The following is a 25,299-nucleotide window of genomic DNA, read 5'->3' as shown; positions in this document are numbered from 1 at the left end:
TGAGGGACGGGACGGTGGTCGGGTGTGCCACGAGGCTTCCTTCTCGAATGCGGGCGTCAGCGGGGTGCAGGGGAGTGGGGTGCTGGGTTGCGGCTGCGGTGGCCGGACGCCTCAGAGGATGGGGCGTCGTCGGCCATCGCCCGGCCGATTCATTCGAAGCGTTGCCAGTCCGGCCGGTTGTCGTAGGTGTAGCGATAGTAGTCCGACAACCGCAGCCCTGATGCCGCCGCCTCGTCGACGATGACGGTCGCGTGCTCGTGCAACTGGAGTGCCGACCCGGGGACGAACGCGCTGAGCGGTCCTTCGACGGCGGCCGCGACGGCGTCGGCCTTCCCCGCCCCCTGGGCGACCAACACGAGCTCGCGCGCCTCGAGGATGGTCCCGAGTCCCTGCGTCATGCAGTGGGTCGGCACCTGGTCGGGCGAGTCGAAGAAGCGGGCGTTGTCCTGTCTGGTCTTCGGTGCCAGGGTCTTGATGCGCGTGCGGGACGCGAACGACGACGTGGGCTCGTTGAACCCGATGTGTCCGTTCGACCCGATGCCGAGGATCTGCACGTCGATGCCGCCGGCCTCCGCGATGGCCCGGTCGTACTCCTTCGCGGCGGCCGCGAGGTCCGCGGCGCGACCGTCCGGGACGCGGACGCGCGAGGGGTCGAAGCCGAGCGGGGCGACGACCTCACGCGCGATCACGCTGGCGTACGACTCGGGGTGGTCGGCGGGGATGCCCACGTACTCGTCCAGCGCGAAGCCGCGCGCTTCGGCGAACGACAGCGAGCCCGCCTGCACGCGACGGGCCAGTTCCGCGTAGATTCCCTGCGGGCTGGACCCGGTCGCGAGCCCGATGACGGCCTGGGGCCGCCCGGCGACGATCGACGCGATCTTCGCGCCGGCGACGCGACCGACCTCGGCGGCGTCGGGAAGGATGATGATCTCCACGGTGTCCTCTCGTTCCTGCTCAGGCGCTCGCCGCGGCCACGGCCGAGCGGACGTCGCCGTCGTGCGATTCCAACAGCCGGGCGGCCGTCGCTGCGTCCACGTCGGCGAGGAGCATGACGACGGCGGTCTTCGCGTGGGCGCCGGCCTGCTCCAGGGCGTCGTCGGCGATCGACCGTTCGACACCGGTTGCGTCGGCGACGATCCGCTGCGCGCGGTCGACGAGCTTCTCGTTCGTCGGCTTCACGTCGACCATCAGATTGGAGAAGACCTTGCCCGAGCGCACCATGGACGCGGTGGACAGCATGTTGCACACGAGCTTCTGCGCGGTGCCGGCCTTCAGGCGGGTCGAACCGGTGAGCGCCTCGGGGCCGGTCATCACCTCGATGGCGATGTCCGCCTCGGCGCTGATCCGGGCGTTCCGGTTGCAGGACACGGCGATCGTCCCCGCGCCCAGGTGGCGTGCGTAGCGCAGGCCGCCGATGACGTACGGGGTGCGACCGCTGGCCGCGAGACCGACGACGACGTCCGTGGGGCGGAGGTCGGCCGCGATGAGTTCCGAGGCGCCGAGCTCGATGTCGTCCTCAGCACCCTCGACGGCGACGACGAAGGCGTGCTCGCCCCCGGCGATGAGCCCAACGACCTCGGAGGGGTCGGTGCCGAAGGTCGGCGGGCACTCGACCGCGTCGAGCAGTCCGATCCGACCGCTCGTCCCCGCGCCGAGGTAGATCAGTCGTCCACCCTGCCGACGAGCCTCCGTGATGCGCTCCACGGCGCGCGCGATGCTCGGCAGTTCCGCTCGGACCGCGTCGGCGACGAGTCGGTCCTCGTCGTTGATCACCTCGAGCAGCCGGAGCGTGTCCAGCGTGTCGAGGTCGACCGTGCGCGGGTTGCGTCCCTCGGTGGAGAGCGCTGCCAAGGTACTCGATGCTTCAGGCACGATCGGCCCTCCGTTCTGGGTCGGACGGGCTGGCGCCGTCGTGGTGGTCCGTGGGGCTGTCGACGGTCATGCTTCGAACCGCAGCGAGCGAGGCGGCCCGTCGAGCGTCCGCGCGGGGAGCGAGTGCCCCGGGACGATCGCGCCCAGGACGCTGCCGTGCGAGGCGCCGGTGGCCGAGGGGAGGGACCCCGCCTGGCCGTTCACCGTCAGGAAGCCGAGGACGGCGAAGGCGAGCGCCTCCTTCGCGTCGGACGGGAGGCCCGCGTCGTCGCTGCTGACGACGTCGGCCTCGGGGAGTGCAGCCCGGATGCGCGCGACGAGCTGGGGATTGCGCACCCCTCCGCCGGCGAGGATGACGCGCTCCACCCCACGGACGGCGTCGGCGACGGTCCGTGCGGTCAGCTCGGTCAGGGTCGCGACGAGGTCCTCGATCGGAAGCGTCGGACGGTCGGCGAGCTGCTCGCGGAGGTAGTCGAGGTGGAACAGTTCCTTGCCCGTCGACTTCGGGGCGGGGCGCTGGTAGTACGGCTCGCGCAGGAGGAGGTCGAGCGTCTCCTCGTCGACGGTTCCACGCGCGGCGAGCTCGCCGTCGGCGTCGAACTGCCGGGCGCCGCCGGTGTACTCGGCGACGACGGCGTCGATGAGTGCGTTCGCCGGGCCGCTGTCGAACGCGATCGGGTCCTGGCCCGGCCGCACGATGGTGGCGTTGGCGATGCCGCCGAGGTTGACGGCCGCAGCGGTCTCGCCGCCCAGCCAGAGCGCGTCGATCATGCTGACCAGCGGAGCACCCTGCCCGCCGGCTGCGACGTCACGCGAACGCAGGTCGGCGACGACGGTGCAGCCGGTGCGCTCGGCGATCCAGGCCGGCTGGCCGAGCTGCAGCGTGCCCTCGACCCGGCCGTCCTCGACCCAGTGGTACATCGTCTGGCCGTGGGAGACGATCAGGTCGGCGTCACCGTCGCAGAGCTCCGCGACCGCTCGCACCGCGAGATCGGCGAAGGCCTGCCCGATCCGCGTGTCCAACCGACAGATGTCGTCGACACTGGTGGTCGCCGGTGGCAGGGCTGCGGTGATCGCGGCTCGCAGTTCCGGGTCGTACCCGGCGGTGAGCATCCCGAGCGGGCGGACGACGAGGGTGTCGCCGTCCACGCTGATCTCGGCTGCGGCGGCGTCGATCGCATCGTGCGAGGTGCCGGACATGAGGCCGATGACGCGCATCGGGCGGCTCACTTGCGCAGCTCCGCCCGGTGGGCGTTCCCGCGGAGCGTGCCGATGGCGATCGCGCTCACCAGGCAGGTCGCCATCACGTAGTACGCCGGGACGTCGACGTTGCCGGTCGAGGCGATCAGCGAGGTGATGATGAGGCCCGCGCTGCCCGAGAAGACGGCGTTCGAGATCGAGTAGGACAGCCCGAGGCCGGTGTACCGCACGGAGGTCGGGAACATCTCGGCGAGCATGGCGGGGCCCGGGCCTGCGATCAGGCCGACGACCGCTCCGGCGACGAATACGGCGAGGCCGTGGACTCCGACGCCGAGGTCCGGGTTCTGCAGCACGTTGAGCAGGGGCAGCGCCAGGATCACGATGAGCCCGGTGCCGGTGAGCATCACCCAACGCCGACCGATCTTGTCCGACAGCCACCCGGCCGGGAGGATCGTCGCGGCGAAGCCGGCGTTCGCGAGGACCGTGGAGATCAGTGCCTCCTGGAAGGACGCGTTGAGGCTGCTCTGGAGGTAGGAGGGCATGACGACGAGGAAGGTGTACCCGGCGGCGGACCAGCCCATCAGGCGACCGATCCCCAGGAGGATCGCCTTGGCGGTCTCGGCGGCGCCCGCACGCACGACCGGCTCGGCGACCTCGGTGGAGTCTGCGGTGGCGACCTTCTGGAACTCCGGGGTCTCCTCGAGCTTCAGGCGGAGGAACAGGGCGACCGCGCCGAGGGGGATGGCGAGCAGGAAGGCGATCCGCCAGCCCCACGCCGCCAGATCGGCTTCGGACAGCAGGGATGCCAGCAGCGCGACGGTACCGGCGCCGCCGAGGAGTCCGAGCGCGACCGTGAACGACTGCCACGATCCGTAGAAGCCGCGCTTCCCGGCCGGTGCGAACTCGGTCATGACCGAGACGGCGCCACCGAACTCACCGCCGGCGGAGAGACCCTGCAGGATGCGCACGATCGTGAGCAGGATGGGCGCCGCGATGCCGATGGAGGCGTACGTCGGGAGGATACCGATGAGTGCGGTCGCCCCGGACATCATGACCAGGACGAGGATGAGGGTCGGCTTGCGGCCGATCCGATCGCCGATCCGGCCGAAGAGCGCCGCCCCGACCGGGCGGAAGAAGAAGGCGATCGCGAAGGACGCGTAGGTCGCGATGAGCGACTCGATACCGGTCTGCTGGCCGTCACTGAAGAACTGTGCGGCGAGGATCGTGGCGAGGAACCCGTAGATCCCGAACTCGTACCACTCGATGAAGTTGCCGACGCTGCCGGCGACGATGGCCCGGCGTCGGGCGGTGCTGCTGATCACGTCGCTGCGTGGTGTGGAGCTGGTCACGGGACCTCCCTTGGTTCCTGGATCGTGCATGCCGGCAGCACCCGCGGTACTCCGCTACACGTGTCGGCCAGTCCGCACCTGAGGAGGGCACTGGTCGCGAGTCGGTGCAACAAACATACACAATTCAACGACGGATGGTAATTTCCATACATCCTGCCGGTGGGTGCCGACGGTACAGTGTTGACGGTCGAGAGGAGCACCGATGGGAGCCGACGTCCACCGGACATCACGGGCGGTGTCCACCGAGGTGCGCGCTCGTATCGACGAACTCCGTCCCTCCGAGCGGCGGATCGCCGAATCGCTGCTCGCCGACCCGGGCGCCTTCGCGACGCGGTCGGTCGCCGAGATCGCCGAAGAGGCGTCGACGTCGACGACGACGGTCGTCCGTTTCACGCGCAAGATCGGCTACGACCGCTTCAAGGACTTCCGCCACGACCTGACCGAGGAGAACCTCCGCGAGCGGCTCGCGCTCGCCGGGACGAACGTGCAGTCGCCCGACATCGTCGCCGGAGACAGCCTCGACGACATCGTCGCGAAGGTCGCCGCGAACGAATCCCTCTCGATCGCCGACACCGCACAGGCGCTCGACACGGCAGCCCTCACGCGTGCGGTCGCCGCGGTCGCCGGCGCTTGCCGGGTCGACATCTTCGGTGTCGGAGCGAGCTCCATCGTCGCCGTCGACCTGCAGCGGAAGCTCTCGCGGATCGGGCGCGTGGCGCTCGAATGGCCCGACCCGCATGCCGCCTGGACCGCCGCTGCGATCCTCGACGAGCAGGCGGTCGCCGTCGCGATCTCGCACTCCGGCGCGACCGCTGACACCGTCGACTACCTCCGGCTCGCGGCCCGCTCCGGGGCGACGACCATCGCGATCACCAACCACGCGGAGTCGACCCTGGCGACCAGCGCGGACATCGTCCTCCAGACGTCCGCGCGGGAGACGGCGTTCCGCTCGGGAGCGCTCGGCAGCCGGATCGCACAGCTGATGGTCGTCGACTGCCTCTTCATCGGAGTCGCCCAGGTCGACTCCGAAGCGTCCATCGGTGCGCTGCAGCGGACCTTCGACGCGGTCCGGGAGCGTCGCTCGACCGAGTGACGTCGACCGTGTGGTTGCACTCCGCAACGACGGTTGAGTATTTCGCATTCGTCATATAAAGTCTTACATATCAGTTACTCAAACGAGTCGATATGTGGCGAGACCTGACGTCCTCCCCGAGGCGTCGTCATGACGTTCCGCCGCACCGCCCCTTCACCGGATGTCGATGACCCGCGTTCGCGACAGCTTCGGTGAGGCCCACCCATGCACCGCGCCCCCTAGGAGAACCATGTCCACGAAACGGACGACGAACCTCATCACTCTGGCGGTCCTCGCCACCGTCGGCTCGACGCTGATGGCCGCGCCGGCTCACGCGGCGTCTGCACCGATGACGCCGGACCACCCGATCGGAACCACCGTCCCACCCCTGACCAGCGATGGCGTGACCGGCCTGACCGGAATGGACCAGACCACGCTGGCTGATGGCCAGACCTACCCACTGCGATTCCGCGAGCCGGACCCGTCGACCGGCAAGGTGCTCCCGCCGGCAGCGATCGGCGAGGTCCAGATGGCCGTGTCGACCAGTGGTCGGACAGATGCCGGTACCTTCCTGCCGACGATCGGACCCAAGTTCAACAACGCCGAACAGACGCCCGTCGGGCAGGTGTACGCGGATTCCTGGACGGTCTTCAACAACGAGGGGAGCGCCACCTACACCTTCGACTTCTCCGGCCTGCAGGGTGGCGCCCTTCCCGCGGGCGCGGTCCTGGCGTTCAACGACGTCGACGTGTGCCGCGACGGGGCGTCGGAGAGTGCCCAGCTGTCCTCCGACGTCGCCGGGTCCTGGCTGGACTACCGGGCGGACACCGGATCCGGAACCCCCGGCGCGGTCACGGTGGATGCGCAGACGGGTCAGGTCGACATCAGTTCGGTGTGCCCCGGCGGAGCGAACGGCGTCACGCAGACCTTCACCACCAACACCGAGATCTCCGAGCTCACGATCACGCTGAACGGCTCCTCGCCGAACACCACTCCCATGTCCGGGTTGTGGTGGGCGTTCGAACTCCCGCTCGAGGCGGTCGCGCCAGCAATCTCGATGGAGAAGTTCACCAACGATCAGGATGTCACCGAGGCACCCGGCCCGGAGATCGTGATCGACAGCGCCGTCGCCTGGACCTACCGGGTCGGCAACGCCGGCAACACCCACCTCGCCGAGGTCGTCGTCACGGACGACCAGGTCGACGGCGCCGACATCGTCTGTGGTGATGGCGGCAACGTGATCGCGCTGCTCGCCCCCGGCGAGTCGGTGACCTGCGTCGCGAACGGAACGGCCATCGACGGGCCCTACATGAACACCGCGACGGCCGTCGGTGTCCCTGCCGACTCGACCGGCGCCGCACGACCCGACCTGGAGACCGTGTCGGTGTCGGATGCCTCGTGGTACACGGGCGTCCCTGCGGCAGTGACTCCTGTCGTGCCCACCGATGGGCGTCCCGGAGGAGAGCTGGCACGAACGGGTGCGGAGCTGTGGGCGTCGGTGGGTGGCGCACTGGCGCTGCTGGCCGGAGGCGCGGCGTTCCTGCTCGTCCGCCGCCGGAACGCCTGAGCCGAGTTCCTCAGCGAGACGACGTGATCTCGACGAGCGGCGGAGTGCTTGGCTGGGTTCAGAGCATCCCGGTCAGCACTCCGCCGTCCGCGCGGAGGGCTGCACCGTTCGTCGCCGACGCCAGTGGGCTCGCGAGGTAGGCCGCCAGCGAGGCGATCTCCTCGGGCTCCATGAAGCGTTCGAGCAGAGTGGTGGTGTTGCGACCGATGATCGAGGCCTTCACCGCGTCGACCGGCGCGGCCTGGCCGGCGGCGATCGACTCGATCGTCGTGGCGACGCCGGCCGAGTAGGTCGGGCCGCCGAGGATCGTGTTGACCGTCACGGCGCTGCCGCGGGTCAGCTTCGCGAGTCCGTTGCCGAGGGCGATCATCGCCGCCTTGGAGACGCCGTAGTGGATCATGTCGGCGGGGATGTTCACGCCGGACTCGCTGCTGATGAAGAGGATGCGCCCCCAGCCACGATCCAACATGCCTGGCAGGGCGTGCCGGGACAGCCGGACGCCGCTCATCAGGTTGACCTCGAGGACGTGGGACCAGTCGTCGTCCGAGATGGCCTCGAATTCCGCGAGACCGAACTGGCCCACGTTGTTCACGAGGATGTCCACGGCGCCGAGGTCACCGAGCAGTCGCTCGACGGAGGCGGGATCGGCGAAATCCGCGACGATCCCGTCGTGGCCGGCATCGGGGTGCGTGCGCCGAAGCGCGGCGACCGCGTCCTGCACCGCCTGCTCGGAGCGTCCGTTCACGATGACGCGTGCGCCTTCGGCAGCGAGCCTCCGCGCGACGGCGGCACCGATGCCGCCGGTCGATCCGCTGATGAACGCCGTCTTGCCGCGGAGTTGTAGGTCCATGTCGTCTCCCTCTGTCGGCGATACGCCGCCTCACTTGCTCAGGCAAGTCACTCTAGGTCGGTTCACTTGCTCAAGCAAGTCGAATAGGCTTGCCCCATGACCGAATCCGCCGAACATCCTGGCCTCAGCGGCGAGCGGCTCGCGGCCTGGGCCTCCGTCGCCACCTTGGTGGAGCGGCTTCCCGCGGCACTCGACGCCCAGCTGCAGCGAGACAGCGGGCTGACCCACTACGAGCACGGGCTGCTCTTCGCGCTCGACACCGCCCCGGACCGCACACTCCGGATGAGCACGCTCGCCGGGTACGCGAGCAGCACGCTCTCGCGGCTCTCCCGCGCGGTCTCGCGACTCGAGAAGCAGGGCTGGGTGCGACGCGAGGTCGACCCCACCGATGGTCGGTTCACCCTCGCCGTCCTCACGGACGACGGCCACGCGCACGTCGCCCGGTCCACGCCGGCACACCACGCCCTCGTCGAGGAGCTCGTCTTCGGCTCGCTCACGGAGGCGCAGGTGCGGCAACTGGCCGAGATCAGCGCGAGGATCGCGACGACGATCGATCCGACCGTGCCGTGGGCGCCGTCCGAGTGAACCTCGGAAAGACGTCCTTGTGGGCGCGCTCACGCCGGGCGTAGCTTGACCGCATGAGCCTCTTCATCACGTGTCCGGTCGAGAGCGTCGAACGCGCGACCGCCTTCTACGACGCCCTCGGCTGGACCCGCAACGCGGCGATGTCCTCTGACCAGGTCTCCTGTTTCGAGATCGCTCCCGGGCAATACGTCATGCTCGGGAGCCGAGAGATGTACGCGAGCGTCGGCGGCACCGAGGAGCTGATCGGCGGACCGGACACGCCCTCGAAGGTGACGGTCTCCTTCGACCTCGGCAGTCGCGAGGCGGTCGACGAGCTCGTCGAGCGCGCCGGTGCCGCGGGTGGACGGATCGGCGACACCGACGACTACCCGTTCATGTACCAGCGCCAGTTCGACGACCCCGACGGGTACCACTACTCGCCGTTCTGGATGAAGCCCGACGCCGAGCCGACCGCCTGAACGACCTCCCCGCGACACGGCGCGGCGAGCAGGTCGCCGGACGCGAGGTCGCGGGGGAGCAGCACGCGCTGCTCGGTTCCTGCCGCGCTGTCGAGGTGGAACGACACTGTGTGCGTCGTCGACGCTCGCCCGATCAGCCGGAGTTCCGACCAGCACGGCTCGACGTCTGCGAGACAGGCGTCGAGGGTGAGGTGATGGCCGTCCTCGCCGAACGTCGCACCGACGACGCGCATGACGACCACGGAGGTCTGTTCGACGGGCGAGGGGCATCCGCCTGTGCCGGGGATCACCGCTGCCGCCGAGTGGACGCACGGGGTACCGCACTGCTCGACGAGGCGCAGCATCGGAACGTCGTCGACGATCACGTCCGTGGTGCTGAGGTGGGTGTGTGCCGGCCATCGGTCGGGGACGAACGGGTCCGGGATGCTGCGGCGGAGCGAGGGCAGGATCGTCGTGAGGGTCATGACCTCCGGTCTACGCCTCACGGTCTGCCTGAGCGACCGCCCTCACGGGATCCATACGTCGTTCACCGGAACCCAGACGGTCTGCTCACGTCGCGCGCGGGCGAGTGGAGGCATCAGGCCTCGACCATGGTTTACGTCTCCTCTCAGAGTTCGCGCGCGAACGACACCGTCGTGGCCGTGCGTCCGGTCTCTGCGAGTCCCGCCTTCAGGAGGACCCGCTGGGATGCGAGGTTGGCGACGTCGGTCTCAGCGGCCGCCCGTTCTGCGCCATGCGCTGCGGCGAACGACAGCGCGCCGACGACCGCTTCCGTCGCGAGTCCGACCCCGCGAGCGGCGGGGACGAGACCGTAGCCGAACTCGACGCGACCGTCGCTGTCGGGCGGCCCGAAGAAGCCGAGTCCACCGACGGCCGAACCGTCGGCATCACGGATGAGGTACATCGTGAAGATCGGGTCACTGTCGGTCGATTCCGCGAGACCGCGGAGTGGGCCGAGCTCATCGGCGAAGGGGTACTCCGGGTGCCAGGCGTCACCCTCACGCTCGTCGCGTTCGACGATGCGTCGCGCGAGCGCCGGTGAGATCGGTTCGAGGGTGGTTCGTTCGGTGCGGATGATCATCGACGCCAGTCTGGCAGGGGCCAGACACGCATGATCGACATGCGGTATCGGCCGGTCTGACGCCTCCGCCCAGAGCGCCCGTTCTGCTCTTGCCCGGAGCGTCAGGGGACGGATTGCGCACTCTCGGCGGCTTGCTCGAGGAGCTCCAGTTCGCGACGCACATGGTCCAACGCGTTCCCGGGGTGGCGATGCTGCAGGTCGTGCAGCATGAACCGGCAGGCCCAGATGCGCGCAGCCGTCGACGCCTCGTCGAGGTTCGCGCCGTCGGTCCAACCTGCGAGGAACGCCCGCCACACCGGTTGGTCGAGCAGCGGTATCGCGTGGGGGTCCAGCCGGAAGATGGCGGAGGTCCTGGCCCTGTCGTAGTCCGGCGACCCCGCCCCGGCGTTGGTCCAGTCGATGACCGCGGTCACGCGGTCGTCCGGCCCCAGCAGGATGTTCAACGGGTGGAGATCGAGGTGCAGGAGCGAGCGTTCGCCGTCGATGGAGGCGAACGCCGGAGGGGCGAGGACCGTCCACAGCGCCGCCTGCGCACGACCACAGGCCAGACCCCGGGTGAATGCCCGCTCCGCCGTCACGCCGCTGAGATCGGCGGCGACGGTGCCGCTGAGCCGCTCGATGAGCGAGGCCGCCCATGGTCCGCCGTCGGTCGGGACGAAGGTACCGAGGGTCGCTGGAACCGGCACCGCCACGGCGGCTGCGTTCGCAGCGGCGAGTTCGTGCGCGATCGTCTCCGGGGAGCCGAGGCGCAGCACGACGTCGTCGATCCCGAACACCCGCCCGGTCATCCCGCCGAGCGGCTCGAGGCGTTCATGATCGAGCCCGAAGTGGTCGCTCGCTTCGGTGAGGGCGCGACGGAATCCGCGCTCGTTGTCGTCGACCATCACGTCATCGTAGGTGAGGTGCGCCGTCGGGTCACGGGTGTGGTCACCGTCACCCCAGCGACGAGCGGGCCGCGGCCGAGCGGCGCTGCCATGTCGCCGTAGCGGCGACGAGGGCGGCGGTGACCGCCAGGCCGAGGACCGCTCCCATGGCGACATCGTGGACGTAGTGCACGCCTTGCGCGACCCGGCCGGCGGCGACGAGCGCCGCCAGTGCGAGCGCCGAGCACGTGACCCACCATCGGCCGACGGCGATCGCGCTGACGACGGTCGCTCCAAATGCGAGCGTCGCGTGGTTCGACGGCAGTGACCAGTCACCGGCCGGCGGGCATTCGGTCGCGATCGACCACCGGGTGCATGGTCGGGGTTGGGCGAAGAGGAGTTTCAGTCCCTCGCTCGCGGCGTAGGCGAGGCCGACCCCGGCGGCGCCGGCCAGGAGCCGCGCCCGCCGTTCCGGGTGGCGGATCCAGGCGAACGCCGCCGTCGAGATCGTCGTCGCCGCCAGGAGCGCGAGGCCGATCTCCGAGGCGAGTTCGACGTTCGGGATGGCCGAGCCGAGGGAAGCGAGCCAGCGCGTGCCGACGACGCTGACGCTGGCCGGTGCTGGGACGACGAGTAGGACGAGAGCGATGAGGGTCGCAGTGGCGAACGGCAGTAGGGCGCGGCGACGTGGTACAGAGAGCGGCATTCCTCGACCGTATTGACTCGCCACCGGCATCGCATCGGACTCCGGTTGGCCTTGATGTCGGCGCCGAGTCGGATGCGGAGGGCGCTGAGATCGTGCAGTCGGCGCGTCCGGCGCTGCACGTGTGTGGTCGGAAGGCCACTCCCAGCTTGAGCTGCGTTCGCAGTACAAGTTTGTGCTACCTTGTCAGCACAAGGCACGCTGCGCTCCGTCCGACGTTCTGAAAGGTACCGATGCTCACGACACTCCTCACGCTGCTGTTCGAGGTCAAGCAGATCCTGCCCCTCGAGAACGCACTGACCTTCGGCTTGGCGATCTTCGCGCTGTCCTGGGTGCGCCCGCGTCGCATCGTCTCGTTGCCCGAGCGAGGCTTCCGTCACACCGTGCTCCGCTGGGCAGGGACGGCGGGCGCCGTCGCGATCGTGGCCACCGCGACCCTCGCGAGTGCTCTGAACGTCGGCGTGTACGACGCGTCCGGATACGACGGTTGGTGGCGGCGGCCGGCGCCGCTCGTCGTGGCGACCCTCGTGATCGTGATCGCGGCGCTCGCCTTGCGTCGTGTCCCCGTGCCCGCGCCGGGTGAGCGGGCGATCACGCCATTGCGGGCGTGGAACACCTTCGCACCACGGGTGTCGTTGTGGATCGCGGCAATCGCGGCGTCGCTCGCCCTCCTGACCGCCACCTGGCAGATCGCCAGTGCGACGACGGCGCCCGAGAACGGCCAGTTCTTCGGACATGTCCCCGACTATTCGCCCCTGCCGATCTACACGAACTTCAACAACGGGTTCGGTTACGTGTCCGGCTCGGGATGGCCGAACCACCTCGCCACGGTCATCGTCATCGTGCTCGCCGCACTGACGCTCGTCCTCGTGCTCCGCACCGACGCCAACCGGCCGATCCTCGCCCGGTCCACCGCTCCGAGTGTCCGACCGGACCGTGAGTCGACCGCCCGGGTGTTCACGCTCCTCATGCTCGCCGGCCTCACCGCCACACTCGGCGCCGTCTGGATGCACGTGGGGTCGGCTGGGACGTCGCTCGTCGGGATCGACGAGTACTGGGTGTCGGAGAACGTCTCGAACACGCGCCTGTTCATCGACGGCGGATACAGCGCGATCGCCCGGCCGATGAACCTCGCCGGCTACGCCCTCCAAGGAGCCGGTGTCGCTCTGGCGCTCCGAGTCGCGGTGGACACCGTCAGGGCGGCGGTCGCGACACGAACCCGCTCCGACGTGGACGTCGAGTTCGCCGGGGCGGCTCGATGAACCACCTGTCGGCCGACGAGATCACCGAACTCTTCCGCGGCGCGATCCGGTCGGGGCTGCTGGGAGACGGCGAACGCCTCCCGACGGTGCGGCAGACCGCTCGGGACTTCGCGGTCGCCCAAGCCACGGCGGCGAAGGCCTATCGGGCGCTCGAACAGGAGGGTCTCGTCGTGACCCGGACCGCGGCCGGCACCCGCGTCGCCCCCGGAGCCTCGCGGGCGCCGCAAGCGGTCATCGAACGGGCTCGTGCGCTCGTCGAGGCGAGCGACGCGGCCGGGGTGGCCGTCGAGGACGTCCTGGCGATCGTCCGTGCGATCGCGAACCGTCGCGTGGAGGAGCCGTCGACGACGGACCGGCTGGACGGCTGACCGAGCCGGCGCGGACCGAGACCGAATGGCTCTGCCGTGCCACTCCGCGCGTCAGCCGGGAGAGGATGGACGCATGAACGCTCTCCGCGGAATCGATATCGCCGCCGAACTCCGACAGGTCGAGGCCCATTGGACTCCTCGAGTGGTCGGGCGGGTCAACGATCAATACGTGAAGGTCGCGAAGCTCCTCGGCCAGTTGGTCTGGCACGACCATGCGAACGAGGACGAGATGTTCCTCGTCGTGTCGGGCACGCTCCGTATCCAGCTCCCCGACGGCGAGGAGGTCGTGCTCACGCCGGGCCAGTTCTTCGTGGTGCCGCGGGGCGTGCAGCACAATCCCATCGCCGACGAGGAGGTCGAGATCGTGTTGATCGAGACCGTCACGACCGCGCACACCGGCGACGTGATCGTCGAGGGCACGGTGCCCGTCGAGCGTCAGCTGGGCGACTTCCGCTGACGACATGATCGCCGGACGGCACGCGACCGTAGGGTGGGCGGATGCCTGTTCCGGATGAATCACGTTGGACCACGCTCGGGAAGACGGCGGTCCACCGAGGTCGGGTCACCTTGGTCGATCACGAGGTCCGATTGCCGGACGGGTCGCGATCGAGGTATCTCGTCGACGAGAGCATTCCCTTCTCCGTCGCCTCGCTGATCATCGACGGCGACGACGTGCTCCTCGCCCGGCAGTACCGATACCCGCTCGACCGCTGGATCCACGACCTGCCGGGCGGTGCCGGTCGCACGGACGAGGCGCCGTTCGATGCCGCCCGGCGTGAGCTCGAAGAAGAGCTCGGTATCGTTCCGGACGACCTCCGACCGCTGCACACCTTCTTCATGAACCCGGGGCGAGCGTCCTGGCCGACACACCTGTTCATCTCGACTCGAGGCATCCGTTCCGGCCTGGCAGACTTGTCGGATCCCGCGGAGCAGGTGCGGCTCGTGCGCATCCCGCTGTCCGAGCTCGACGCACTGATCGCCACTGGGACGATCGTCGACCCGCCGCTCATCGTCGCCCGAGCCACGGCGGCGGCCCAGGGCATCCTCCCTCCGCTCGGAGTGGCCGACGAGTAGCGATCTGGCTGAGCGCATCTGACCGAGAGCTCGAGCAGGCGGCACCGGTCATGCGTCCTCGGGTACGCTCGCGGCGTGAACGAAGACGAGACGCTCGTCCATGTGACGCACGATGCGCCGTGGCTGCCGCCTGGAGGCAGGGCCGAGGTGATCCGCCGGACGATGCCACCCCGGCCGATGGCGGTCGTACGCTTGCTCCTCTGCGACTCCGACCGGGTGTTCTGCGTGCCGAGGCAGGAGACAGGTCGGCTCGATCTCCCGATGCTCGAGGCTGCACGCGATGACCTCGACGGCACAGTGACCGTCCGTGAGCTGGCCCAGAGCATCACCGGCGAGGCCATTGGCCTTCGGTTCATCGGCGCCGTGCGCAATGTCGTGGAGGCACCGGCCGACGGATACGACTGGCCGGTCCCTGTCGCCCACTTCGGCGTGTGGGCTTCGGACGCGACTCCGAAGGCTCACGGCACGTGGGTGCGTCTCGACGATGACGAGCATCAGCTGCGCGACCGGCACTGGTACCCGTTGGTGGGCTGAGCCGACAGCTCAGCTGGGCGACCTGACCGGAACGAGGCAGTCGACCTCGCCCTCGCGCCGATAGTGCTCGATGTGGGGGCGGTCTTCGTCGTGATCGGCGAGGTCGAAGAGCACGTCGAAGGCGTCGCCGATCCGGGCGTAGACGCCGGGCGCCTCGCCGCGAAGACGCAGCCTGAGGTAGTCGCCGCCGGGGATCACGGTCTCGTCCAGGCCGAGCGGGTTTTCGGCATCCCGGTCCAGCCGCGCGGACGCCATGCGGTACCTGTCACTTCCTCCGTAGACCAGGCCCATCATCTTGCGACCCTGCAGCGAGTCGAACGAGTTCTCGAACGCCGGCCAAGTCGCCTGCACCTGCTCGATATCGAGTGCGACGTCCTGGCTGAGGGCGGCGATGTCGTCGAGCGTCACGACATCGATCCGGCCGAGGTCATGCGTCATCGGGAAGTGCGTCATGCCTCGTGTCTAACACGTCCCCGGCCGGACTCGGCCATCGCGCGAACGGCGCACCCGAGATCACCCGGGTGCGCCGCACGTCTCCGACGGTGGTTCCCTTACTGCTCGATGAAGGCGAGGAGGTCGGGGTTGATGATGTCGGCGTGCGTGGTCAGCATGCCGTGCGGGAAGCCCTCGTAGACCTTGAGGGTCGCGTTGCTGAGGAGTTCGGCCTGCTTGATGACCGCGTCCTTGTACGGCACGACCTGGTCGTCGTCACCCTGCATGCAGAGGACCGGCACGGAGATCGCCTTGAGGTCCTCGGTCTGGTCGGTCTCGGAGAACGCCTTGATGCCCTCGTAGTGCGCCACGGCGCTGCCGGTCATGCCCTGGCGCCACCAGTTGTCGATGACGGGCTGGGACACCGTCACACCGTCGCGGTTGAATCCGTAGAACGGGCCCGAAGCCACGGCCTGGAAGAACTCCGCCCGGTTCGCGGCGAGCGCGCTCCGGAAGCCGTCGAAGACCGAGATGGGTGTCCCTTCGGGGTTGGCGTCGGTCTGCACCATCAGCGGAGGCACGGACGAGACCAGGACGGCCTTCGCTACACGACCCTGCGGCTCGCCGTACTTGGCGACGTACCGCGCGACCTGACCGCCGCCCGTCGAGTGGCCGATGTGGACGACGTTGCGCAGGTCGAGGTGCTCGACGACCGCCGACACGTCGCTGGCGTAGTGGTCCATGTCGTGGCCGGACCCGATCTCCGAGGACCGCCCGTGTCCACGTCGATCGCTGGCCACGACGCGGTACCCCTTCGACAGGAAGAAGAGCACCTGCGCGTCCCAGTCGTCCGACGAGAGCGGCCAACCGTGGTGGAACATGATGGGCTGCGCCGCCGGGTCGCCCAGATCCTTGTAGTAGATTTCCGTGCCGTCGTCCGTTGTCACGAATGGCATGACTGACCTCCAAGCTCATGTCGAGCCAAGCCGTGCTCGGAACGACTCTCGCGAATTCCGCTTCCACGGAATGTGGGAGCGCGACCACGGTAACGCGACGAAGCGGCGGTTTCGACGGCCGGCTGAAAGTCCCGACACCTGTCCAAACCGGTTGATGCAGACGTCCAGTTCCGGGCATGCGGACGGCGATCCTCGGGACCGACCCGTCCTGAGGGGAAGGCCGCTGCTAGCCTCGGACCATGGTCGGTCTGCTCGAACTCCTGGCGCGCACGTTCGCGCTGCTCGGAGCAGGGGGCAGCGGGAACGTCGTGATCCCGGCCCTCATGGTGTTCGGGTTCATCGGGGCCGTTTCCGCGGCGGCTGTCCTCATCGCCGTCATCCTGCAGGTGCGCGTGACGCTCAGGCCACGCACCGGTCCGGTTGAACTGCGCGAGGTCGAGAACCTGCGCGTGCTGGTCACGCACAACAACCCCGACGCACCGGGGCACGTCCGGTCTCGAGCGCCCGGAAGCGCGATCGTGACCGCCAGAACGGCCGGATTCAGCGTGCAGTAGCGCCCCCGGTGGTCCGTGGCGGTCGAACGATCCTCTCCCGTTCTCGACCGAAGGACCCACCCATGGACCTCTCCACCATCCCATTCGTCTCCACCATCCTCGACGGCCTCGCCGGGTTCGTCGCAGCGACCGGTACCGTCCTCGAACCGCTTGTCGGCTCGTGGGCACCGCTGCTCGCCATCGTCGTCCTCACCGTGCTCGTCCGGCTGCTCCTGCTCCCGGTCGGGATCTCGCAGGTGCGTGCTGAACGCACCAGGAGTCGTCTCGCCCCTGAGCTGGCGGCCCTCCGGAAGCGCTACGCCGGCCGCCCCGAGGAGCTGAACCGCGCGGTCATCGAGCTCTACCAGCGCCACGGCACCTCGCCGGTCGCGGGCTGCCTGCCGCTCCTCGCGCAGGCTCCGGTCGTCTCGGCGGTGTACGCGTTGTTCGTCCATCAGGACATCGCCGGTCATGCCAACGCGCTGCTCTCCGCAGCGGTCGGGGGTGTTCCGCTCGGCTCGAACCTGTTTCAGCTGATCGGCACCACGGTCACGGCGATCTGGCCGTTCCTCGTCGTCCTGCTGCTCCTCAGCCTCGCGATCGAACTCACGAGGCGGGCGAGTGCACGATGGGTGGCCGTCCCGGACGAAGCTGCAGCGGTGCGGACGCCTGCTCCCGCCGGCGCCGCCGCGATCGCACCCATCATGCGCTGGCTCCCGTTCCTCTCGGTCGGCTTCGCGGCCATCGTCCCGTTCGCGGCCGCCGTCTACCTCGCGACGAGCGCACTGTGGACGGTCGCCGAGCGGGCGGTCCTCCGACGCGCGCTCCGCGACCCGTACGCACCGGCGGTCTGAGCGCGTCGCGCCGAGAGTGCTCGGGCTGCTCGCCGAGAGTGCCCGATCTGCTCGCCGAGCGTGCTCGGAACAGCAGAACGGGCACTCTCGGCGGCGAGCATCAGTCGGCCGTCACTCGCTCGGGATCTGCAGCGATCCGTCCATCGGCCCACCCCACTCGGTGGTGTATCGCAGGATGAATGTGCCGTCCGCGAGCTCGTCGACCCGGTACTCATCCCCGACGAAGGCGCCGCGGTGCTCGTACGACGGGGCATCGGGGAAGTTCAGCGTCGGTATGCGGTCGAAGGTGAATCCGTTACCGTGATGCAGGGTGTACGACGAGGTCATGCTCAATGGCACGTATTCGCACACGGCCCAGTCGCGGGAGGCGTCCGGCATCGTGAGCACTGTGCACGCGGTCGGTGAATGGACGAACAGCAGCACCAAGCCGACGGGCAGGATGAGCAGGCCGGTCACGACCAGGAGGACGAACGCCTGGATCGGATGACTGTCGGAGCCAAGGTTGACCATGGTCCGCAGGGAGCCAGCCAACGCGATCACGGCTGCGGTGCCGAGCAGCCAGGCGATGAGCCACTCTCCGTCGACCGGGGCGAGCAGCAGCGCCCGATTGCCGTTGAGGAGGGCGTGGGTGAGCCCGGCGACGAACACGCACCCGATGAACACCCACGCTGCCACCCGCCACCGCGAGGGTCGGCGTCGTGTCGTCAGGGTGACGTGCATGGGGACGAGCGTACGGCCTCACGGAACGGTGAGCGGTGGTGTGGCGCACGCAATCGGCCAGGAGTGCGCCCTTGAGCCGCGCGCGCGGCGCACTCATGGTTCTCGGATCTGCATCACGCCGACTGCGCGGTCGCCGCGCGTGCCTGGCAAGATGCGTCCATGAGAAGTCATCACGTGAGCCGGGTCATCAGCGCCTCGCCGGATGCCGTCTACGAGTACGCGTCGGACATTGACAACCTCCCGCGGTGGGCGGCCGGTCTCGCGCAGGCCGAGGTGGTGCGCGAAGGTGACTCGCTGTTCGTCGAGTCGCCGATGGGTCGGGTGGAGGTCCGGTTCGTCGAGCGCAACCGCTTCGGCGTGCTCGACCACGACGTGACCCTGCCGTCCGGGACCGTGGTGACCAACCCGGTGCGTGTCCTGGCCCATCCGGAGGGTGCCGAGGTGGTGTTCACGGTGCGCCAGATCGAGCTGGACGACGACGCGTTCGCGCGGGACGTCGCGATGGTCGCGGCGGACCTCGAGCGCCTCGATCGTCGGCTCACCGGGCAGGAGTGATCGGCGCACGCCCGACCTGGCCCTGGTCTCGTCGGTTCGTGCGCCGTCGTTCCGGATCTCGCGATAGCGTCCTCACATGGACTCGCTCGTGCAGCAACGGCTCGCCTTCGAACGTGAGCGCACCTTCGGCTGGGTGATGATCACGATCGGTCTGCTCTTCGTGGCCGGCTCCGTCTGGTTCGCAGCCGCGGGCTCCCCACTCAGCTGGGCGATGGCGGTGTTCTGGACCGTCTGGGCGTGCTTCGGCATCCGGCGGGTGGCGACTTCGCGTCGGACGCAGCAGGCGTTCGAGCGGGAGCACGGCGCTACCGCCGGCGTTCGTCGATGAAGCGGGGCGTCGCCGTCGCTCTCATCGGCGGGCTGGTGCTCGGGCTCGTGGGGTGCGCCTCCGCTACTCCGTCCCCTTCGGCGTCACCGAGCTCCCCAACCTCGGCCCCGGCGTCGGCCCCGCCCACCCCGATGCTCGACCGGTCCGTCGAGTTCAAAGCCCTGGAGGCCGAGTTCGGCGCGCGCGTCGGCGTGAGCGCCCTCGATACGGGGACCGGTGCCCGGTTGTCCTACCGCGCGGACGAGCGTTTCGGGTACGCCTCGACGATCAAGGCGCTCGCCGCAGCCGTCTTCCTCCACGAGGTGCGTGGCGCTGCTCGGGACGAGCTCGTCACGTGGTCGGCTGAGGATGTCGAGGCGGCCGGCTATTCGCCGGTGACGAGTGAACAGGTCGAGACCGGCCTGACTCTGTCGCAGCTCGCCGAGGCCGCCGTCCGGCGGAGCGACAACACGGCCCTCAACCTCGTCCTCGCCCGGATCGGTGGGCCGGCAGCGCTGGATGCAGCGCTGGGTGCGCTCGGCGATGAGGTGACCGAGGTCGTCAACGCGGAGCCGCTGTTGAACGTGATCGAACCGGGCAGCACCGATGACACCACCACCCCTGCCGCGTTCACCGACGACCTGACCCGCCTCGTCGACGGCTCCTACCTGGAGTCCGCCGACCGGGCGACGCTCCTCGCCTGGATGAGCGGCAACGCGACGGGCGACAACCTCATCCGGGCCGGTGCTCCGGCGGGATGGCAGGTGGCCGACAAGTCCGGGGGTGCAGGTGGGATCCGGAACGACATCGCGATCATCCACCGGCCGGGCGGCGACCCGATCGTCCTGACCATCCTTACGAACACACTCGATCCGGACGCCGAGTATGACGACGCGTTGGTCGCGGAGGCGGCGAGAGTCGCGCTCGCTGCATTCGATCGATAGCGGTCGCTCACCGGAGTGTCCGTGGCGATCCCAGCTCTACGCCGCCGACCGCGGCTCCGGCAGGATCTCCGCCCGTCCGAACCACCCCAGCAGGAGCAGCAGGAGCGCGCCGCCCGAGAGGAGCCCGTCCGCCACTCCGGCGGGCAGCATGAAGATCATCAGCACCAGCGTCACGGTGCAGTTCACGAGTGACAGCGCGAAGCCCCACTGCCGATTGCGGAGGACCCCGATAGCTCCGATCGTCCTGAGCGCACCGAAGACACCGCTCATGAACATCATGACGCCGAGGTTGTCGTCGAGGTAGGGGAGCGCGAAGACGTGGATCCCCGTCGGGAGATCGTCTGGCGCAACGCCGAGGATCAGGAGTACCGGCAGCGCCAGGGCGACCAGCCCCTCCATCAGGACACCCTGCAGCAGGAGCAGGATGCCTGCGGCTCGGAGCTGTCGATGTCGCACCACCTGGTCGTGCCCAGAACCGCGCGTGGGATCGGGCCGGAGCGGCAGTGTCGGTGATGCGGTTCGCTCGGCCATACTGCGACGCTAGTCAGGCGATGGCGGCCGGCACATCGACCATCCGGTGGATCGGTGATCCGTCCTGTGCGGATCACCGACCCGACGCCTACGGGATGAGTCGCTGCTCCCGCAGGTCCTGGAAGATCCGGAGGAACATCGCCTCCGTGTCGACGTACTCGTGGAATCCGGCTCGGCGGGACTTCGAGGTGTCGGCGATGACGTCGTAGTCCCACGCGAAGACGAAGTCGCCGAACGCCCACGACGACACCTCGGCGTAGCTGGTGGGCGCGAGGCCGTGCCGCTCGACCATCGCGTTCCACAGGGCCTCCTTGTCGGCCATCACCTCGGCGAGGCTCATCTCGAGTGGCGGCGCGCCGTCGAGGTCGAAGAAGGCGGCGATCTTCGGCCACATCGACGACCACCGGAACACGTCGCCGTTCGTGATGTTGAACGCCTCGTTGCGGGCATGCTCCGTGGTCGCCGCCCACACCGTGGCCTTCGCGAGGAGGTCGGCGTCCGTCATCTCGATGAGGCTCGTGTACGCGCCGGGCCTGCCGGGGAAGCGCAGCGGGATGCCCAGTTCCTTGCTCATGGACGCGTAGACGGCGATGACCATCGCCAGGTTCATCGGGTTGCCCAGGCCGATCCCGGCGACGACCGACGGCCGCAACGCCGACCATGACCAGGCCGCCCCGACCTGGCGGCGCTCGAGGAACTGCTGCTGGTCGACGTTGAACTCCGGCGGCATGTGCGGCGGGTCGGACTCCTTCGCGGGTGTCGCGAAGGGCCCCAGGTGTGCGCCGTAGACCTTGTAGCCCTGCATCAGACTGATGTGTTCGAGGCCCGGCGCGACGGCTTCGACGGCGTCGACGACGTTGGTGAGCATCGCGAGGTTCGGTGCGACGAGCTCGGCCCAGCTGGGGCGGTCCTGGTAGGCGGCGTAGAACAGGTGCGTCACCTCCGACAGGCCCCGCAACTGGTGGATGGTCGCGTCGCGGTCGAGCAGGTCCACCGCGAGGTGCCTGACTGATCCCCGGTCGGTACCGCCGCGGCGGGACAACCCGATCACGTCCCAGCCGAGCCCCTCGAGGTGTGTGATCAGGTTCCCGCCGATCACTCCGCGGGCTCCGACCACCAGTGCTGTGTGCTGTGTCATGACATCTCCATCGTTAGATCGCGATTTACCGATCCACAGTGTCGCACAACATCGTGGAATCGCGATATTGCGATATGGTCGACGTATGACGAACGCTGACGACTTGGACCTGGTGGCGATCTTCAAAGCGCTCGGCCATCCGACTCGCCTCGCGATCCTCGGGTGGTTGAAGGATCCTGAGTCGTTCCCGCCGCAGGATCAGCCGGCGGCCGAGGTCGGCGTATGCCTCAAGCACATCCAGGCGAGGGCCGAGGTGTCACAGTCGACCGCCTCGCAGTTCATGGCGACACTTCAGCGTGCCGGCCTCGTGACGTGCACCCGGATCGGCCAGTGGTCGCACTATCAGCGCGACGAGGCCGCGATCGAAGCGCTCGGTCGGCGGCTGTCCCTCGACCTCTGATCGCCGAGACGGCGTGCCGCCAGCTGTCTCCGGAGCTCTTGGCCCATCACCGAGCTCTCGCTGGAGTGTGTGGGGTGGGCCTTGACCTTGCACCGGGGTGCAGGGTCGACAGTGAGGACATGACTTCCTCGATCGTGCGACGCACCGTGCGCCTGTCCGCCCTCTACGACCTCGTCGTCACCGCCGGGTTCGCCCTACCGTTCACCGCACCGACGCTGTTCGCCGGATTGGGCGTCATCCACTCCGCACTGGCACTTCCCGGGGTCGTTCCCGACCCTGGAGACGTGTTCGCGGTGATGTTCGCCAACCTCATGGGTTCGCTCGTGGTGGTCTGGTCGGCCTTCCGCCTGATGCGCCCGACGTGGGCGGCCGGTGTGGCCGACACCGCCGGGAGGCTGCTCTTCTCGCTCGGCATGGGGGCCGCGTTGCTGCATGGCGCGTCACCGCTGGTCCTCGGGATGCTCGTGTTCGAGCTGGTCTGGGCGGCCGTCCAGGGCGGCGTCATGCTGTCGGCTCGTCGGGCGGCCTTGGCCTAGGGTCGGCTTGTGCGTATCGCTGAGCTGGCCCGGCTGGCCAAGGTGAAGGTGTCCACGGTCCGGTTCTACGAACGGTCCGGTGTGCTCGCCGAGCCCGAACGGACCACCGGCGGTTATCGCGACTATCGGGAGACCGATGTCGTCCGCCTCCGGTTCCTCCGTCGCGGCCAGGAGCTCGGGTTCACGCTGGCGGAGCTCCACGACTTCGACCGGCTGTCTCAAGCGGCGCGGAGCGGCGGCGCTTCCGCCGGTGACGTCGCCGCCGCGGCCGCGCAGAAGCTGCAGGAGATCGACGAGAAGGTCGCCGACCTGCAACGGACACGTTCCGCCATCTCGGATCTGCTCGATGCCCAGTGCGTCGATCCGTCGGTGCCCTGCCCGATCGTCAGTGCCCTCGCCGGCGTGGCTGAGGCTGAGCCGTCCTGAGAAGGGGGCTGCTACCGCGACCTCGCGTGCCGTGACCCCGGTGCTGGTTGTTTCCTTTGGGGAAACACTGTGATAGTTTCTTCAGACGCAACGACTGGAGGTCGATCATGGATCATGAAGACGAACAGGACCGCTTGAACCAGGCGCGAGACGCCTCGCGCCGCTCCGCCCGCCAGGGAGCGCTCACCACCGCCATCCTCACCGCGGTACTCATCATCGCGCTCGGGGTCGTCGTCGACCTCGACATGGTCTGGCTGCTCGGACTCGTCGCCATCGGGTTCGTCGCCCTGTCCCTCGCGCGTCCGGTGAGGCTCCGCCTCGACTGGTCGGACCGGACCGGCGTCCTGCTGCTCACTGCGAGTGGCGTTGCGGTCGCCGTGGTCTACGTCGTGACCCAGTGGATCGCCCGTTCCGCAGGCGTCTCCGTACCGAACACGGTGTCCGCGGTCGTCGCAGCCGTCGTCGTGTTCGCCGCCTGTCTGCCCGCACTGGTGCGCCTCGCGAACGGCTCCACGCCGCTCCGCGGACGGTCGGGGTCGCGCGATGCCTGACGACGATGGCGCCGAGGACGCCGCGGTCAGCCGCCGGGCGCTGAACCCGCTCTTCCACGAGCCTGCCCGCCTCGCCCTGCTGTCCGCACTCGCGCCCGCCGAGTACACCGACTTCGCCTCGCTCCTGCGCATCACCGGCGTCAGCAAGTCGGCGCTCTCGAAGCACCTCTCGGCGCTCGCCGACGCCGGGGTGATCGAGGTCGGGAAGAGCGACACGGACCGCCGCGGCCGCCGCATCGCACTCACGATGGAGGGGCGAGTCGCCTTCGAGTCCTACCTCGACGCCCTCGACGCCATCGTGCAGCGGGCGCGTCGGTGACGCGGGGTCTTCCAGCGGCGAGCGGCGCGCATGGCTCGGCACCGGACTTCCGACGGACGTCGCAACGAGGCGTGACCCGCCCGACCTACGGTGGAAGCAGACCATCAGAAGGGGGCGCGATGCGAGCGACACCTGCTGGAGAGCGCCTGTCGATCGGGATCGTGGGCGGCTCCCTCGGTGGCCTGTTCGCGGCTTCCCTCCTCACGCGTCGCGGACATCGTGTGACGGTCTTCGAGCGGTCCAGGACCGGGCTCGAACGCCGCGGCGCGGGGCTCGTCGCCCAGCAGGAGCTCTACGACCTGCTGCACGCGGTGGGCCGTGACGCCGAGGCCCGCGTCGGCGTGGTCGCCACCGATCGCATCACCCTCGCTCGAGACGGCCGGGTCCTGACGAGCGACCCCACACCGCAGATCCAAGTCTCCTGGGACCACACCTACTCGGTCTTCCGCAGCCTCGTCCCGCCCGAGGGGTACCGGCTCGGACAGGCAGTCGCCACCGTGCACGACCGCGACGAGGGTGCCACCGTCGAGACGGCGACGGGGGAGCTGCACGAGTTCGACCTCGTCGTCGGCGCCGACGGACTCCGTTCGGTCACCAGGCATGCCGTCGCCCCCGACGACGAACGCAACCGGTACGCCGGGTACATCACCTGGCGCGGCCTCATCCCCGAAGCCGAGCTCCCAGCCGCCGCCGCACGCACCTTGCTCGGACGTTTCGCCTTCTACTCCGGTCCCGAGGTGCACATGCTCGGGTACCTCGTCCCCGGCGCGGACGGGGAGACCGAGCCCGGTGCACGCCGCTACAGCTGGGTCTGGTACCGCAGCATGTCCGAGCACGAACTCGCCGACCTCATGCGGCTGACGCACCGGCCGGCCGGGAGCTCTTCGACCGCGCCCGGCGACCTGCCGAACGAGCTCCGCGAACGACTCCTCGCCGAGGCGGAGCAGCTCCTCCCGCCGCCGTTCGCCGCAGCGGTGGCAGCCGAGCCGCGCCCATTCATGCAGGCGATCTACGACTACGTGCCGCCGCGCATGACGAGCGGTCGCATCGCGCTCCTCGGAGACGCTGCAGCCGTGGTCCGCCCGCACACCGCCAGGGGAGCCGCCAAAGCGGCCGGCGATGCACTCGCGCTCGCCGCGGGCCTGGACCTGGGGCTCGGTGTCGAGGCGGCGCTCGCGCAGTACGAGGCCGAACGACTCCCGGTCGCGCGGGCGATCAGCGACTACGGACGTCGCATCGCTCGTTCCCTGCAGCTCTGA

34 protein-coding genes are annotated in these 25,299 nt (G+C 69.2%); 20 read left to right on the top strand and 14 right to left on the bottom strand.

What is annotated here, in order from left to right:
* Positions 1-149: 149 nt before the first annotated feature.
* The 4 genes from nagB to IFR14_RS00330 form a co-directional block, all read right to left on the bottom strand.
* Complete coding sequence (gene nagB / locus IFR14_RS00345; protein WP_137243006.1) at positions 150-935, bottom strand: glucosamine-6-phosphate deaminase; 786 nt, start codon at positions 933-935, stop codon at positions 150-152.
* A gap of 19 nt (positions 936-954) precedes the next feature.
* Positions 955-1,851, bottom strand: coding sequence for an N-acetylmuramic acid 6-phosphate etherase (gene murQ / locus IFR14_RS00340; RefSeq protein ID WP_191939896.1), 897 nt, complete (start codon positions 1,849-1,851; stop codon positions 955-957).
* Between the two features lie 87 nt (positions 1,852-1,938).
* Positions 1,939-3,102 (bottom strand): anhydro-N-acetylmuramic acid kinase, encoded by a 1,164-nt coding sequence (locus IFR14_RS00335; protein ID WP_342365609.1) that lies wholly within the window; start codon positions 3,100-3,102, stop codon positions 1,939-1,941.
* Positions 3,099-4,421, bottom strand: coding sequence for an MFS transporter (locus IFR14_RS00330; RefSeq protein ID WP_198425017.1), 1,323 nt, complete (start codon positions 4,419-4,421; stop codon positions 3,099-3,101). The genes IFR14_RS00335 and IFR14_RS00330 overlap by 4 nt, the downstream gene beginning before the upstream one ends.
* A 202-nt stretch (positions 4,422-4,623) precedes the next feature.
* Here IFR14_RS00330 and IFR14_RS00325 point away from each other — a divergent pair, with 202 nt between their 5' ends.
* A complete protein-coding gene (locus tag IFR14_RS00325; protein WP_191939894.1) occupies positions 4,624-5,514 on the top strand; it encodes a MurR/RpiR family transcriptional regulator in 891 nt (296 codons plus the stop codon).
* A 229-nt stretch (positions 5,515-5,743) separates the two neighbouring features.
* Positions 5,744-7,060, top strand: coding sequence for a DUF7507 domain-containing protein (locus tag IFR14_RS00320; protein ID WP_137243011.1), 1,317 nt, complete (start codon positions 5,744-5,746; stop codon positions 7,058-7,060).
* A 58-nt stretch (positions 7,061-7,118) separates the two neighbouring features.
* On the opposite strand, the gene IFR14_RS00315 is transcribed toward IFR14_RS00320, so the two are convergent.
* On the bottom strand, positions 7,119-7,910 hold the full coding sequence (locus IFR14_RS00315) for an SDR family NAD(P)-dependent oxidoreductase (protein WP_191939893.1): 792 nt from the start codon (positions 7,908-7,910) through the stop codon (positions 7,119-7,121).
* A 96-nt stretch (positions 7,911-8,006) separates the two neighbouring features.
* Between IFR14_RS00315 and IFR14_RS00310 the strand changes: the two genes are divergently transcribed.
* Together IFR14_RS00310 and IFR14_RS00305 are read left to right on the top strand one after the other, a co-directional pair.
* Complete coding sequence (locus tag IFR14_RS00310) at positions 8,007-8,495, top strand: MarR family winged helix-turn-helix transcriptional regulator (RefSeq protein WP_137243013.1); 489 nt, start codon at positions 8,007-8,009, stop codon at positions 8,493-8,495.
* Positions 8,496-8,548: 53 nt separating this feature from the next.
* Positions 8,549-8,953 carry a VOC family protein gene (locus IFR14_RS00305; protein WP_124767731.1) on the top strand — a complete coding sequence of 135 codons (405 nt, stop codon included), beginning with the start codon at positions 8,549-8,551 and terminating at the stop codon, positions 8,951-8,953.
* On the opposite strand, the gene IFR14_RS00300 is transcribed toward IFR14_RS00305, so the two are convergent.
* The 4 genes from IFR14_RS00300 to IFR14_RS00285 all read right to left on the bottom strand — a co-directional run bounded on the left by IFR14_RS00300 (position 8,908) and on the right by IFR14_RS00285 (position 11,603).
* The gene (locus IFR14_RS00300) at positions 8,908-9,417 is read right to left on the bottom strand and encodes a hypothetical protein (protein WP_191939892.1); all 510 of its coding nucleotides are present in this window, start codon (positions 9,415-9,417) and stop codon (positions 8,908-8,910) included. The genes IFR14_RS00305 and IFR14_RS00300 overlap by 46 nt on opposite strands.
* 143 nt (positions 9,418-9,560) lie before the next feature.
* A complete protein-coding gene (locus tag IFR14_RS00295) occupies positions 9,561-10,034 on the bottom strand; it encodes a GNAT family N-acetyltransferase (RefSeq protein WP_191939891.1) in 474 nt (157 codons plus the stop codon).
* 101 nt (positions 10,035-10,135) lie between these two features.
* Complete coding sequence (locus IFR14_RS00290; RefSeq protein ID WP_198425016.1) at positions 10,136-10,918, bottom strand: phosphotransferase; 783 nt, start codon at positions 10,916-10,918, stop codon at positions 10,136-10,138.
* A 49-nt stretch (positions 10,919-10,967) separates the two neighbouring features.
* Positions 10,968-11,603 (bottom strand): phosphatase PAP2 family protein, encoded by a 636-nt coding sequence (locus tag IFR14_RS00285; RefSeq protein WP_191939890.1) that lies wholly within the window; start codon positions 11,601-11,603, stop codon positions 10,968-10,970.
* Positions 11,604-11,833: 230 nt separating this feature from the next.
* Between IFR14_RS00285 and IFR14_RS00280 the strand changes: the two genes are divergently transcribed.
* From IFR14_RS00280 to IFR14_RS00260, 5 genes are all read left to right on the top strand, one after another.
* The gene (locus tag IFR14_RS00280) at positions 11,834-12,862 is read left to right on the top strand and encodes a hypothetical protein (protein WP_191939889.1); all 1,029 of its coding nucleotides are present in this window, start codon (positions 11,834-11,836) and stop codon (positions 12,860-12,862) included.
* Positions 12,859-13,230, top strand: coding sequence for a GntR family transcriptional regulator (locus tag IFR14_RS00275; protein ID WP_086472357.1), 372 nt, complete (start codon positions 12,859-12,861; stop codon positions 13,228-13,230). The genes IFR14_RS00280 and IFR14_RS00275 overlap by 4 nt, the downstream gene beginning before the upstream one ends.
* 73 nt (positions 13,231-13,303) lie before the next feature.
* A complete protein-coding gene (locus tag IFR14_RS00270) occupies positions 13,304-13,687 on the top strand; it encodes a cupin domain-containing protein (protein WP_191939888.1) in 384 nt (127 codons plus the stop codon).
* Between the two features lie 41 nt (positions 13,688-13,728).
* On the top strand, positions 13,729-14,304 hold the full coding sequence (locus IFR14_RS00265; protein WP_191939887.1) for an NUDIX hydrolase: 576 nt from the start codon (positions 13,729-13,731) through the stop codon (positions 14,302-14,304).
* Positions 14,305-14,379: 75 nt separating this feature from the next.
* Positions 14,380-14,838 (top strand): NUDIX hydrolase, encoded by a 459-nt coding sequence (locus tag IFR14_RS00260; RefSeq protein WP_191939886.1) that lies wholly within the window; start codon positions 14,380-14,382, stop codon positions 14,836-14,838.
* 9 nt (positions 14,839-14,847) lie between these two features.
* On the opposite strand, the gene IFR14_RS00255 is transcribed toward IFR14_RS00260, so the two are convergent.
* The gene (locus IFR14_RS00255) at positions 14,848-15,246 is read right to left on the bottom strand and encodes a GyrI-like domain-containing protein (RefSeq protein WP_342365608.1); all 399 of its coding nucleotides are present in this window, start codon (positions 15,244-15,246) and stop codon (positions 14,848-14,850) included.
* Between the two features lie 143 nt (positions 15,247-15,389).
* Entirely contained in the window at positions 15,390-16,226 is an 837-nt protein-coding gene (locus tag IFR14_RS00250; RefSeq protein WP_086472353.1) for an alpha/beta fold hydrolase, read from the bottom strand.
* A 239-nt stretch (positions 16,227-16,465) separates the two neighbouring features.
* On the opposite strand from IFR14_RS00250, the gene IFR14_RS00245 reads away from it, so the two are divergent.
* Positions 16,466-16,780, top strand: coding sequence for a DUF6412 domain-containing protein (locus tag IFR14_RS00245; RefSeq protein ID WP_191939884.1), 315 nt, complete (start codon positions 16,466-16,468; stop codon positions 16,778-16,780).
* Positions 16,781-16,842: 62 nt separating this feature from the next.
* On the top strand, positions 16,843-17,613 hold the full coding sequence (gene yidC, locus IFR14_RS00240) for a membrane protein insertase YidC (RefSeq protein ID WP_191939883.1): 771 nt from the start codon (positions 16,843-16,845) through the stop codon (positions 17,611-17,613).
* A 111-nt stretch (positions 17,614-17,724) separates the two neighbouring features.
* On the opposite strand, the gene IFR14_RS00235 is transcribed toward yidC, so the two are convergent.
* Entirely contained in the window at positions 17,725-18,333 is a 609-nt protein-coding gene (locus IFR14_RS00235) for a hypothetical protein (protein ID WP_137243026.1), read from the bottom strand.
* Positions 18,334-18,507: 174 nt separating this feature from the next.
* On the opposite strand from IFR14_RS00235, the gene IFR14_RS00230 reads away from it, so the two are divergent.
* From IFR14_RS00230 to bla, 3 genes are all read left to right on the top strand, one after another.
* Positions 18,508-18,888, top strand: coding sequence for an SRPBCC family protein (locus IFR14_RS00230; protein WP_137243027.1), 381 nt, complete (start codon positions 18,508-18,510; stop codon positions 18,886-18,888).
* A 76-nt stretch (positions 18,889-18,964) separates the two neighbouring features.
* A complete protein-coding gene (locus IFR14_RS00225; protein WP_137243028.1) occupies positions 18,965-19,216 on the top strand; it encodes a hypothetical protein in 252 nt (83 codons plus the stop codon).
* Between the two features lie 131 nt (positions 19,217-19,347).
* A complete protein-coding gene (bla, locus tag IFR14_RS00220; protein ID WP_198425015.1) occupies positions 19,348-20,139 on the top strand; it encodes a class A beta-lactamase in 792 nt (263 codons plus the stop codon).
* A 36-nt stretch (positions 20,140-20,175) separates the two neighbouring features.
* On the opposite strand, the gene IFR14_RS00215 is transcribed toward bla, so the two are convergent.
* Together IFR14_RS00215 and IFR14_RS00210 are read right to left on the bottom strand one after the other, a co-directional pair.
* On the bottom strand, positions 20,176-20,670 hold the full coding sequence (locus tag IFR14_RS00215) for a hypothetical protein (protein ID WP_191939880.1): 495 nt from the start codon (positions 20,668-20,670) through the stop codon (positions 20,176-20,178).
* Between the two features lie 88 nt (positions 20,671-20,758).
* Positions 20,759-21,808 (bottom strand): SDR family oxidoreductase, encoded by a 1,050-nt coding sequence (locus IFR14_RS00210; protein WP_191939879.1) that lies wholly within the window; start codon positions 21,806-21,808, stop codon positions 20,759-20,761.
* Positions 21,809-21,893: 85 nt separating this feature from the next.
* On the opposite strand from IFR14_RS00210, the gene IFR14_RS00205 reads away from it, so the two are divergent.
* From IFR14_RS00205 to IFR14_RS00180, 6 genes are all read left to right on the top strand, one after another.
* Positions 21,894-22,208: an ArsR/SmtB family transcription factor gene (locus tag IFR14_RS00205; protein ID WP_191939878.1), complete on the top strand. Its 315-nt coding sequence runs from the start codon at positions 21,894-21,896 to the stop codon at positions 22,206-22,208.
* A 119-nt stretch (positions 22,209-22,327) separates the two neighbouring features.
* Positions 22,328-22,744, top strand: a complete 417-nt coding sequence (locus IFR14_RS00200; protein ID WP_191939877.1) for a hypothetical protein — start codon at positions 22,328-22,330, stop codon at positions 22,742-22,744.
* 9 nt (positions 22,745-22,753) lie between these two features.
* Positions 22,754-23,170, top strand: a complete 417-nt coding sequence (locus IFR14_RS00195; protein WP_191939876.1) for a MerR family transcriptional regulator — start codon at positions 22,754-22,756, stop codon at positions 23,168-23,170.
* A 107-nt stretch (positions 23,171-23,277) separates the two neighbouring features.
* Entirely contained in the window at positions 23,278-23,721 is a 444-nt protein-coding gene (locus tag IFR14_RS00190; RefSeq protein ID WP_191939875.1) for a hypothetical protein, read from the top strand.
* Positions 23,714-24,040, top strand: a complete 327-nt coding sequence (locus tag IFR14_RS00185) for a transcriptional regulator (protein WP_191939874.1) — start codon at positions 23,714-23,716, stop codon at positions 24,038-24,040. The genes IFR14_RS00190 and IFR14_RS00185 overlap by 8 nt, the downstream gene beginning before the upstream one ends.
* 119 nt (positions 24,041-24,159) lie before the next feature.
* Positions 24,160-25,299, top strand: a complete 1,140-nt coding sequence (locus IFR14_RS00180; RefSeq protein ID WP_191939873.1) for an FAD binding domain-containing protein — start codon at positions 24,160-24,162, stop codon at positions 25,297-25,299.

Source organism: Plantibacter sp. CFBP 8775, from assembly GCF_014839505.1.
GTDB lineage: Bacteria > Actinomycetota > Actinomycetes > Actinomycetales > Microbacteriaceae > Plantibacter > Plantibacter auratus.
This window is presented reverse-complemented; position numbering and strand designations above follow the sequence as displayed.

What these genes read in the sequence shown, in the direction of transcription:
- IFR14_RS00325 (WP_191939894.1), top strand. Translation starts at nt 4,624, where the DNA reads ATGGGAGCCGACGTCCACCGGACATCACGGGCGGTGTCCACCGAGGTG.
- IFR14_RS00320 (WP_137243011.1), top strand. Translation starts at nt 5,744, where the DNA reads ATGTCCACGAAACGGACGACGAACCTCATCACTCTGGCGGTCCTCGCC.
- IFR14_RS00315 (WP_191939893.1), bottom strand. Translation starts at nt 7,910, where the DNA reads ATGGACCTACAACTCCGCGGCAAGACGGCGTTCATCAGCGGATCGACC.
- IFR14_RS00310 (WP_137243013.1), top strand. Translation starts at nt 8,007, where the DNA reads ATGACCGAATCCGCCGAACATCCTGGCCTCAGCGGCGAGCGGCTCGCG.
- IFR14_RS00305 (WP_124767731.1), top strand. Translation starts at nt 8,549, where the DNA reads ATGAGCCTCTTCATCACGTGTCCGGTCGAGAGCGTCGAACGCGCGACC.
- IFR14_RS00300 (WP_191939892.1), bottom strand. Translation starts at nt 9,417, where the DNA reads ATGACCCTCACGACGATCCTGCCCTCGCTCCGCCGCAGCATCCCGGAC.
- IFR14_RS00295 (WP_191939891.1), bottom strand. Translation starts at nt 10,034, where the DNA reads ATGATCATCCGCACCGAACGAACCACCCTCGAACCGATCTCACCGGCG.
- IFR14_RS00290 (WP_198425016.1), bottom strand. Translation starts at nt 10,918, where the DNA reads ATGGTCGACGACAACGAGCGCGGATTCCGTCGCGCCCTCACCGAAGCG.
- IFR14_RS00285 (WP_191939890.1), bottom strand. Translation starts at nt 11,603, where the DNA reads ATGCCGCTCTCTGTACCACGTCGCCGCGCCCTACTGCCGTTCGCCACT.
- IFR14_RS00280 (WP_191939889.1), top strand. Translation starts at nt 11,834, where the DNA reads ATGCTCACGACACTCCTCACGCTGCTGTTCGAGGTCAAGCAGATCCTG.
- IFR14_RS00275 (WP_086472357.1), top strand. Translation starts at nt 12,859, where the DNA reads ATGAACCACCTGTCGGCCGACGAGATCACCGAACTCTTCCGCGGCGCG.
- IFR14_RS00270 (WP_191939888.1), top strand. Translation starts at nt 13,304, where the DNA reads ATGAACGCTCTCCGCGGAATCGATATCGCCGCCGAACTCCGACAGGTC.
- IFR14_RS00265 (WP_191939887.1), top strand. Translation starts at nt 13,729, where the DNA reads ATGCCTGTTCCGGATGAATCACGTTGGACCACGCTCGGGAAGACGGCG.
- IFR14_RS00250 (WP_086472353.1), bottom strand. Translation starts at nt 16,226, where the DNA reads ATGCCATTCGTGACAACGGACGACGGCACGGAAATCTACTACAAGGAT.
- IFR14_RS00245 (WP_191939884.1), top strand. Translation starts at nt 16,466, where the DNA reads ATGGTCGGTCTGCTCGAACTCCTGGCGCGCACGTTCGCGCTGCTCGGA.
- yidC (WP_191939883.1), top strand. Translation starts at nt 16,843, where the DNA reads ATGGACCTCTCCACCATCCCATTCGTCTCCACCATCCTCGACGGCCTC.
- IFR14_RS00235 (WP_137243026.1), bottom strand. Translation starts at nt 18,333, where the DNA reads ATGCACGTCACCCTGACGACACGACGCCGACCCTCGCGGTGGCGGGTG.
- IFR14_RS00225 (WP_137243028.1), top strand. Translation starts at nt 18,965, where the DNA reads ATGGACTCGCTCGTGCAGCAACGGCTCGCCTTCGAACGTGAGCGCACC.
- bla (WP_198425015.1), top strand. Translation starts at nt 19,348, where the DNA reads ATGCTCGACCGGTCCGTCGAGTTCAAAGCCCTGGAGGCCGAGTTCGGC.
- IFR14_RS00215 (WP_191939880.1), bottom strand. Translation starts at nt 20,670, where the DNA reads ATGGCCGAGCGAACCGCATCACCGACACTGCCGCTCCGGCCCGATCCC.
- IFR14_RS00210 (WP_191939879.1), bottom strand. Translation starts at nt 21,808, where the DNA reads ATGACACAGCACACAGCACTGGTGGTCGGAGCCCGCGGAGTGATCGGC.
- IFR14_RS00205 (WP_191939878.1), top strand. Translation starts at nt 21,894, where the DNA reads ATGACGAACGCTGACGACTTGGACCTGGTGGCGATCTTCAAAGCGCTC.
- IFR14_RS00200 (WP_191939877.1), top strand. Translation starts at nt 22,328, where the DNA reads ATGACTTCCTCGATCGTGCGACGCACCGTGCGCCTGTCCGCCCTCTAC.
- IFR14_RS00190 (WP_191939875.1), top strand. Translation starts at nt 23,278, where the DNA reads ATGGATCATGAAGACGAACAGGACCGCTTGAACCAGGCGCGAGACGCC.
- IFR14_RS00185 (WP_191939874.1), top strand. Translation starts at nt 23,714, where the DNA reads ATGCCTGACGACGATGGCGCCGAGGACGCCGCGGTCAGCCGCCGGGCG.
- IFR14_RS00180 (WP_191939873.1), top strand. Translation starts at nt 24,160, where the DNA reads ATGCGAGCGACACCTGCTGGAGAGCGCCTGTCGATCGGGATCGTGGGC.